The sequence below is a fragment of the Brevibacillus borstelensis genome, assembly GCF_037834415.1.
Classification (GTDB): domain Bacteria; phylum Bacillota; class Bacilli; order Brevibacillales; family Brevibacillaceae; genus Brevibacillus; species Brevibacillus borstelensis_A.
Genome location: NZ_JAUMSJ010000030.1, coordinates 53403 through 61610, shown reverse-complemented (window position 1 = coordinate 61610; position 8208 = coordinate 53403). Strand labels below are relative to the sequence as shown.

Here is an 8208-nt window from a genome sequence, read left to right as displayed (position 1 = left end):
AAGAAAACAACCCTGCTCAAAGCAGGGCTGCGCTTCCCCATTTATTCAAAGCCGATCTCCTCATACACTTCGGGGTCCCAATAAATGACGGACTGTTCCAAAGGAATATTCATCTCTCGCGCTCCGTTCGGTTTCCCATTGAAGTAGATAATTTCCGTAATGGACAAACGGTCGCCTCGTACGTCGATTTCCCCTATAAATTCCAGCATGGTTCCATTTGGTGCAAAAAAGATGACTTTCCCCGATCCCAGTGTTTTCATTGGGTACCTCCCGTTGTATGGTCTGTACCCTTATAGTAGTAGACATTCTTTCCCAACGTCAACAATTACCAGAGACTTTTTACCCGATTGTCGAATCTGCCGCTCCTTTTTTTCTGCCTCGCCCTTGCTTGTTGTCGGTCGTTTGAGACAAATTGCTATAGGCTTCAGCGGTTAATGACCCCTCGTCGTCTGCCGTCATATTTGTCTCCTCGACTACTCCGTAATGCTCTTGTCTGTACGCTGGCGAGGAGAAAATTTGACTCGCGTTCGCTGGCCTGTGCAGTGCTGTGTCTTGGCAGGACGCCCCGGATAGTTCAGAAGTCCGGTGCGAAGCAGGGCCTTCAGGCTCAACCGTATTTGTAAACACCGTTCCGTTTGGAGGAGCAGGTGGCGCAGCTGGAGGCGGTGTCATCTGCTGCATCGCTTGGAGAACCCCTCCTGTCGTCGGTTGGTAGCCACGCAGCAGCTGGGCACTGGCACTGTCCTGCATCGCCAGGAATGGATAGTAACCCTTGCGCTGCATGTAGCCCCACACTTCGTAAGCCTGATTGGCGCAGTTGACGGCGCTTTGCAGCAGCATGTTCCGCAGCTGCGGATGGGCGGCCTCAAGCGATGCGGCCATTTTGCATTTTGCCCCCGCCTTATGCAGGCCGAGCATGGCGGAGGAGACATCGCGATCATCCATCTGACCCGGATGGGCATTGGGCTGCTGGGATTGCGCTTGCGGCAGTTGGCCGGGTGGCATCGCCCCTGTTGCAGCCTGTCCCACGATGGAAGAAACGGGGCGGTACGACAGCCCTTCTCCCACGCCCAGCCCGTGGACAGTATGCACCATGCTGTTGTACTCATTTTGCATGAATTGAAGCTGATGCCCAAGCAGTCCGGCCAGTTCGGGGTCGCGGACATAAGGAGCGTACAGCTGGGCCGTGTTGATTGCATTTACCGCCTCGTTCAAAACTTCGTGAAGCTCCATTACTTCATGCGCTCCGTACGCGTGAGGTTGCATGTGACCAATTCCTCCTTTCAAAAATCTCTAACAGTATTTCCTTTTCTGCTTGCAAATAGAAGTTTCGATTCTTTCCGCTTTTCGTTGTTTATCCGTAACTCTTTTCGCCGACAAACGTAATACGAGACATATAGCTTTGTACAAGGCATATATAGAACTACAGAAACGATTCGGTTTCCTGTATAATGAAACGATAATATAAGGATAAAATGCTTGAGGAGACGCTCATGTTTGAACAAATGACGCAAGTTTTCATGCAATACGGAGTCTGGGGGCTATTTGGACTTGCATTTTTGGACTCGTTTATCTTACCAGTACCACCCTTTTTCTTGCAGATCGGGATGAGCTTGGTCGATCCGGCTGCAGCTTTGCGCTTTGCGACGGTTGCGTTCACAGGGTCCATTCTCGGCGCACCGATCGGGTACATACTGGGGAAATGGCTGGGCAAACCGATCCTGAAAAAGATTCTTCCGGAAAAGTGGACAAAGCTGGCTACCGAGCAGTTCGACAAAAATGGAGATGCCGCCGTTTTGATCGGTTCTTTTACCCCCATCCCGTTCAAAATGTTCACGATATTAAGCGGTGTCTTTAACTACTCTCTGACCAAGCTGATGTTGTTTGCCATTCTCGGTCGGGGGATAAAATTTTATCTCATTGGAATATTGTTTCACCTCTATGGGAAACACGCCAAGGTACTGCTCGATGAGTACCTCGAAGTCACCGTGCTGGGTATCGGGGCAATCGTGGGCATCAGCTGGCTGATCTGGAGCAAGCGCAGAAAAAAAGTCTCCTAAGCGTATGTGTTCGAAAAACATATGCACACATGAAAAACGCTCCGGCAAGTGGAAGCACGCTAGCCTGGCAGCGTTTTTTTGCTGTAAAGCCCCTTTTCTCTCTCCCTGCAAAATTTGCTGGACATTCACCTAATGATGCCTCCTCCATATATTGTAATTGTGAGTTTTTCGACAGGAGGTGAAGCGATGGCCGTAATCAAGGCAAACTCCAGAGATGTCGACATGCTGGCGCGTCTGATCCGTGCCGAAGCGGAGGGGGAAGGCGACCTGGGCATGCTGATGGTGGGAAATGTCGGCGTCAACCGCATCCTTTCCAATTGTCTGGATTTTAGAAATATACGAACCATGCGGGACATGGTGTTCCAGTCGCCGGGAGGTTACGAAGCTGTACAAAAACCATATTTTTACCAGCGCGCCAGGGATAAAGAGCGTCGCTTGGCAAGGCGTGTCGTTAATGGAGAACGCCAGCATCCCGCCTCAAACGCGCTTTGGTTCTTTCGGCCGAGCGGCAACTGCCCTGGGCAATGGTTCAACCAGCGAAATTCAGGGCGTTACAAGGCCCACTGCTTCTTCGTCCCAACCCCTCAAGACTGTCCGCGTGTATACTGAGTACACTTGATGGTGCTAAGTCCAGAAAAGGAGAGAGTTCATCATGAGTCAACAAATGCCTTACAATCCCTACGTTGCCTACCCTTACACAGAGATGTATCCTTCCTCGTCCTATCCGTTTCAGGCGGGCCAGCCAGCTCAGCCGGGACAACAGCAAGCGGTCCCTATGCAGCCTAGCGGGAGCATGATTCCCGGAACGCCTCTGGCTCCCGGGCAAGTCGTTGAAGAGTCGTACATCGAGAACATTCTTCGCCTCAACCGCGGGAAGGTCATTACCGTTTATCAAACGTTCGAGAACAACACGCAGTGGAATGCGAAAATTTTCCGCGGCGTTTTGGAGACGGCAGGAAGAGACCACATTATCCTCAGCGACCCGGAATCGGGAAAACGCTTTTTGCTTCTCATGGTAAACACGGACTATATCACCGCGGACGAACACTTGAACTACATCCCTCCGGCATTGCCTTCAGGCATCCGATAAAAACAAAAAACCTCATCGCTCAAGGATGGGGTTTTTGTCTGTTCAGACTGTACGGTTCACACGAGCTGCGGCTCTGTCGTGTTCACCTTGGCAAAAAACTGGTACTTTTCGCCCTCCCAAAACAAACCGCTTGGCAAGGAGCTTCTTTTTCTCATGCGGATGGCGAGCAGATTGACCACGCGATTGATCCCCGCGTGGGCTGAATCGTCCATGGTAAATTTGACAGCGTATTCATAGATGGTTTCATTCCAATTGCCGCTGCGCACGACATGTCCAAACATTTTCAGCTGCTGGGAAAATACCTCCGTTTCAAATTGGAGCACCAGCTGATCGTTTACAGGCAATTTCAAATCAGAGAGGAAGCGAAGGCCGCCGCCTCCCAGATCCTCGATCAAAACATCTGTGCTCCCTACCTCCATACTCTTTCCTCTAATCATAACGATTGTCATGCGCGAACAGAGCGGAGGAACCAGCTGTAGTCGAAAGTAATCTCTTTTTTGCTGCCTGATGACGCCATCCACCGTTCTCACCACGATTCCAGGAATATAGTCCCGCTATTTCAAGCACTCTGAATGGCGAGTGACTGCAACAACAATACAGACAGAAAAATGGAAAAAACGCCGAATACACGGCGTTATGATGTTTTCCACAAAAAACCTCACTATTCTTTTTTCTTCTCCGGGTAGTGTATTTCCTTCTTTGTAATAGGAGAATTCTCCCATAGATGATTCTGGTCAAACTTGATCGTATCTGCACGGATGAAGCGGAACAGGAGGTCTACCACCCACCATACCAGAGCCATAAAGATGAGAAAGATGAAAACAGCTCCCCACACAGACACATCCCCCCTCCCCTTTTACTGCCACTATATGAAGAGAAGGTAGGATTGATTCGACCTAAAAACCGGTCGTGCAGCGCGGCTTTTGACTGACGGCAAACAGCTGGTCTATCACGTCTGCATATTCGGGCCGAGACAGCTTGGCCAAGCCGTACTGGTATAAGCTGTGAAAACGGACTGCGCCCATGGCGAGAGAAGAGAAGTCGGATATGTCCAGCGATACTTCCGCGTCTGCTCGTGCCGCCGGTTCCGCGAGCAGCTCAGGCTGCCCATTGTGAAAGCGAATCGGATAAGAGCTTTCGTTTTCCGGCAAGAAGCCGTCGCGAATATGGAAGGTAATCAGGCAGCTTTCGCGCCCCATTCGGCGATCGGCCATCTGACGGAAATAACCGGCTACATCAATAATCCGATACATGAGCCCTACGCCGGAAGCATGGCTTTCATGATAGTAAAAGGGAATCAGACGATCCGAGCCATTTCGCGGATCAGCGAGCAGAAAGTGAAAATCTTCTTCCTGCGTGTAAAACACAATCCGCCTGACCTGATCCGCCTGGCTCCGCAAAAAGGCGAGAAGGCCCCGCATCGCCTCCGGCGTTTCGCAGATAAACTCCCTGACATGCAGATCGTGGATGCTGGCGTTCTCCTGGTTCACCTGCTTGAATTGAAAGACCAAATAGCCGCTCAGATGTCCGTCTTTTCGATAGCCAAAGGCATTATGCTCCGGGCGGTCCAGAAAGGCGTCCAGCTCACGTGCCGTCTTTTCGATCATCCCGTGTGTTTTCGCCGCATAGCGGTTGTAGCAGCTCAGGATGTCGGCGCGATCTTCCTTGGCAAGGGATACGACGTCTTGTTTGTTTCCGGCAGGCAGGTCCAGCGGTGAAACCCGGTATTCATTCATCTTGGTACCGGCCCCGAACCCCATTTGTTTGTAGAAATCGACGCGAAACGGATAAAGGGAGACAAGACTGACTCCCCGATCCCGGTATGCCTGCAAAAAATGGAACAGCATAGTTTTGGCGATTTTTTCTTTCTTGTGCAAGAGGTCAACGGCGACCGTGCCGATCCCCCCGGTGAGCAGCCGTTTCCCGTGAACATTCATGTGAAAATCAAACCATTTCATCACACCGACCATCCGGCCGTCGCGATAACAGCCGACAAAGGAGGCCGCCTCGTCTTCCTCTATGCTTTCGCGTATCCGATTGATCCAGCGTTCCTTCACATCCAGCGCTTGCATTTCCAGTCTCGGATATGCCATTCCGACTATTCTGGCGAATTCCTCCGCTTCGGAAGGCTCCAATGCGCGAATCTCGTCCATCGCCCTTTCCCCCTATTCCTTGTCAGTTGCGATAATCAATTAAAAATATTTTATCGAACATTTCCGTCTTCTGGCAAGGAAAAAACGAACCGTACTTCTAAAAGCTGAATCCGCATGATCTGTATACTTTGGGTTATTTTTTCTATCGCTGGTTTGAAGGCAGTTCGTTAATTGGCAGTTTGAGCCTTGTGTAACCCCCACCAATCCCGCACTGTTCCTCGCTTTTTGGGGAGGCGAATAAGGAAAGGGCGTTCCGAAAGTCTCGCCGAGACCCGGAACGCCCTCATGTTGCGTCCATACGCTTTCTCATGATTTGCCTGCCAATTCTCTTACTGCCTCGAATACAGTCTGGTAGTAGTGCCGCTCATGTGCGACCAGGTCCGCCATGCCAACCTCTTCGCTGACTCCGGAAACGCTCCCGTCTTCGTCGCAGACGAATCCGCTCGCACGAACCGCAGAAGTCTCACCGTCAATCAATCTCATCAGCTCATCGAGTCTTATCCAGAGCAATCCGGTCAGCTCTTCCCGCTGTATTCGGTACGCTTCCAAAGGCTGGTCCGACTCATACCCGTATACGTGGCAAATCTCCCTGTCCACAATTCCCGGTTCGCTGGAAGCATCCCGGATGACGCCGATACGCTGCAAGCTCTCAAATGAGACAGCCAGTCCCAGCTCTTCCTCCAGCTCGCGGACACCGTCTCCTGGGCCTTCGCCGGCAAGCAGATGGCCCGCAGAAGTGATATCCAGCTTGCCCGGCGATGTATCCTTTCGGGGATGGCGTTTTTGAAAAAGCAGGTAGACTCGCTCCCCTTCCTTCCGGTATATCCAGCAGTGGAACGTCTGGTGCCACAGCCCGAGCCGATGCACTTCGCTGCGAGCTTCCGTACCGATCCATTGTCTGTTCTCGTCAAAAATATCCAGCGTTTCTTCTTTCATTTCTTTCACCTCTATCGAGCAAATTGCTTACGGGAGAGTGCGAAAACCGTCGACAACCACCTTGCCTGCAATGGGTTGCCATTTTCCAATTTTCCATGTCAGAAAATATAACATAATTCTGACATTTAGGGAAGTCTCATTTGTCGAGCCAATGTCCTGCTTTCTGTGAACACTTACTGATCCGAACGAAGAAACGCAAAAAAGAGCACCTCCCCAAACAGAAGTTCTCCCGCTATATGCGTGTTGTCAGGAGCGAGGTGGTCATTACCGGAAAACGCCCGAACCGGTCCGGCCAGATCCCGCCCAAAAAGCTGCTGCATGTGCCTAGAGAAAACCGACGCCGAGCAACGGCCCCGACAAGAGCCGCCTCCATCCCTTGCGCTCGATACAAGTAAATGGCCAAAAACGGCATGGTCATATAGGTTGCGAGTCGGGACAATTTTTGCGCAGTCTGCGTTCCCATCATACAACAAAAAACAGGCCCTTCGCCTGTCGATTCCAGGGAAGGGCCCGTTGGCCGTTTACGCCGCTTTGGATGTGGCTTCACGGATGTATTCCTTTGCTTTTGCCTGGTCAAACTGCCCTTCCCAGCGGGAGATGACAACGGCGGCAAGAGAGTTGCCGACGACGTTTACCACTGTGCGGGCCATGTCCAGCAAACGGTCGATTCCGGCGATGAAGGCGAGTCCTTCAAGCGGAATGCCGACAGATCCGAGAGTCGCCAGCAGGACGACAAAGGATACGCCAGGCACGCCCGCGATCCCTTTCGAAGTGACCATCAATACGAGCATCAGCGTAATTTGCGCGCTGATCGGCATGTGAATGTCATACATCTGGGCGATAAACAGGGCTGCCAGCGCCTGGTAGAGCGTGGAGCCGTCCAGGTTGAACGAGTAGCCCGTCGGAATGACGAACGACGTGATGGCTTTTGGACAACCAAGACGTTCCATTTTTTCCATGATCTTTGGAAGCACGGACTCCGAGCTGGCTGTAGAATAGGCCAGGAGCAGCTCGTCCTTTAAGATCTTGATGATGGAGAAAATCGAAATCCCGCTCATCCGCGCGATAGCACCGAGAACGACCAAAATGAAGAACAACATCGTAACGTGCACGAGAATGACCAGCTTCCCGAGCGGAACGAGCGAAGAAAGACCAAATTTGGAAACGGTTACGCCAATTAATGCAAAAACACCAAACGGCGCGAACTTCATGATCGTATTGACGACCCAGAACATGGCGTCCGCCACACCCTGGAAGAAGCGAAGAACAGGCTGGCCTTTTTCTCCCGCAGCGGCAACCCCGAGTCCAAACAGAACAGAGAAGAAGATGATCGCCAGCATGTCGCCTTTGACAATCGCTTCGAAGACGTTTTTCGGCACGATGTTGACAAAGGTATCAACAAAGCCGTGGCTTTGCGTCGATTCAGCCGTCTCCACGTATTGGTGGATATCGGTTTTGGTCAGATGCGTCATGTCAACCCCGACACCGGGATGGAACAGGTTGGCCGCAACAAGACCGACGATAATCGCAATCGTGGTAACGATTTCAAAATACAGAATCGTTTTTCCGCCGATCTTCCCCAGCTTTTTGATGTCTCCCACTCCCGCAACCCCGACGATCAACGTGGAGATGACGATCGGAACGACGATCATTTTGATCAGCCGGATAAAGATGTCGCCAATCGGCTGCAGGTAGCTCGCCACCGCAGGATTGCCGTAAAAGATAGCACCTACCAGAATACCAAGGAATAGACCGATTACAATCTGAATGGCTAACCCGAATCGTTTCATCCTGACACCTCGCTGTCCTTTCATAAATGTGTTTATCAGTACAAAATCGACAAGAATTTGTCGAAATTTGTCGAATCAACAATGATATAGTAGCAGACCCGGGTTTTTTTCCTCAATGTCAACAAATTCCTTTTCACACTTTCCGCCCGGCTTGCTGGCGCTATTTGGATGATGTTGAA

The 8208-nt window shown here is 51.3% G+C and carries 10 protein-coding genes; 3 read left to right on the top strand and 7 right to left on the bottom strand.

Annotated elements, in window-relative coordinates; translation table 11 throughout:
• Positions 1-41 precede the first annotated feature (41 nt).
• Both Q3F21_RS20130 and Q3F21_RS20125 read right to left on the bottom strand, forming a co-directional pair.
• The gene (locus Q3F21_RS20130; RefSeq protein WP_340257091.1) at positions 42-260 is read right to left on the bottom strand and encodes a hypothetical protein; all 219 of its coding nucleotides are present in this window, start codon (positions 258-260) and stop codon (positions 42-44) included.
• 79 nt (positions 261-339) lie between these two features.
• Complete coding sequence (locus Q3F21_RS20125; protein ID WP_340257089.1) at positions 340-1266, bottom strand: spore coat protein; 927 nt, start codon at positions 1264-1266, stop codon at positions 340-342.
• A 227-nt stretch (positions 1267-1493) separates the two neighbouring features.
• On the opposite strand from Q3F21_RS20125, the gene Q3F21_RS20120 reads away from it, so the two are divergent.
• From Q3F21_RS20120 to gerQ, 3 genes are all read left to right on the top strand, one after another.
• Complete coding sequence (locus Q3F21_RS20120; protein ID WP_340257087.1) at positions 1494-2060, top strand: YqaA family protein; 567 nt, start codon at positions 1494-1496, stop codon at positions 2058-2060.
• A gap of 186 nt (positions 2061-2246) precedes the next feature.
• Positions 2247-2669, top strand: coding sequence for a cell wall hydrolase (locus Q3F21_RS20115; protein WP_340257085.1), 423 nt, complete (start codon positions 2247-2249; stop codon positions 2667-2669).
• Between the two features lie 43 nt (positions 2670-2712).
• Positions 2713-3150, top strand: a complete 438-nt coding sequence (gene gerQ / locus Q3F21_RS20110) for a spore coat protein GerQ (RefSeq protein ID WP_340257083.1) — start codon at positions 2713-2715, stop codon at positions 3148-3150.
• A 56-nt stretch (positions 3151-3206) separates the two neighbouring features.
• Here the strand turns inward: gerQ and Q3F21_RS20105 are convergent, their stop codons facing one another.
• The 5 genes from Q3F21_RS20105 to Q3F21_RS20085 all read right to left on the bottom strand — a co-directional run bounded on the left by Q3F21_RS20105 (position 3207) and on the right by Q3F21_RS20085 (position 8029).
• On the bottom strand, positions 3207-3599 hold the full coding sequence (locus tag Q3F21_RS20105) for a PilZ domain-containing protein (RefSeq protein ID WP_425341284.1): 393 nt from the start codon (positions 3597-3599) through the stop codon (positions 3207-3209).
• A 212-nt stretch (positions 3600-3811) separates the two neighbouring features.
• Positions 3812-3991 carry a hypothetical protein gene (locus Q3F21_RS20100; RefSeq protein WP_340257081.1) on the bottom strand — a complete coding sequence of 60 codons (180 nt, stop codon included), beginning with the start codon at positions 3989-3991 and terminating at the stop codon, positions 3812-3814.
• A gap of 55 nt (positions 3992-4046) precedes the next feature.
• Positions 4047-5303, bottom strand: a complete 1257-nt coding sequence (locus Q3F21_RS20095; protein ID WP_340257079.1) for a GNAT family N-acetyltransferase — start codon at positions 5301-5303, stop codon at positions 4047-4049.
• Between the two features lie 306 nt (positions 5304-5609).
• Entirely contained in the window at positions 5610-6239 is a 630-nt protein-coding gene (locus Q3F21_RS20090; RefSeq protein ID WP_340257077.1) for an NUDIX hydrolase, read from the bottom strand.
• Positions 6240-6760: 521 nt separating this feature from the next.
• Positions 6761-8029 carry a cation:dicarboxylate symporter family transporter gene (locus Q3F21_RS20085; RefSeq protein ID WP_340257075.1) on the bottom strand — a complete coding sequence of 423 codons (1269 nt, stop codon included), beginning with the start codon at positions 8027-8029 and terminating at the stop codon, positions 6761-6763.
• Between the last annotated feature and the right edge of the window lie 179 nt (positions 8030-8208).

What these genes read in the sequence shown, in the direction of transcription:
- Q3F21_RS20130 (WP_340257091.1), bottom strand. Translation starts at nt 260, where the DNA reads ATGAAAACACTGGGATCGGGGAAAGTCATCTTTTTTGCACCAAATGGA.
- Q3F21_RS20125 (WP_340257089.1), bottom strand. Translation starts at nt 1,266, where the DNA reads ATGCAACCTCACGCGTACGGAGCGCATGAAGTAATGGAGCTTCACGAA.
- Q3F21_RS20120 (WP_340257087.1), top strand. Translation starts at nt 1,494, where the DNA reads ATGTTTGAACAAATGACGCAAGTTTTCATGCAATACGGAGTCTGGGGG.
- Q3F21_RS20115 (WP_340257085.1), top strand. Translation starts at nt 2,247, where the DNA reads ATGGCCGTAATCAAGGCAAACTCCAGAGATGTCGACATGCTGGCGCGT.
- gerQ (WP_340257083.1), top strand. Translation starts at nt 2,713, where the DNA reads ATGAGTCAACAAATGCCTTACAATCCCTACGTTGCCTACCCTTACACA.
- Q3F21_RS20105 (WP_425341284.1), bottom strand. Translation starts at nt 3,599, where the DNA reads ATGACAATCGTTATGATTAGAGGAAAGAGTATGGAGGTAGGGAGCACA.
- Q3F21_RS20095 (WP_340257079.1), bottom strand. Translation starts at nt 5,303, where the DNA reads ATGGACGAGATTCGCGCATTGGAGCCTTCCGAAGCGGAGGAATTCGCC.
- Q3F21_RS20090 (WP_340257077.1), bottom strand. Translation starts at nt 6,239, where the DNA reads ATGAAAGAAGAAACGCTGGATATTTTTGACGAGAACAGACAATGGATC.
- Q3F21_RS20085 (WP_340257075.1), bottom strand. Translation starts at nt 8,029, where the DNA reads ATGAAACGATTCGGGTTAGCCATTCAGATTGTAATCGGTCTATTCCTT.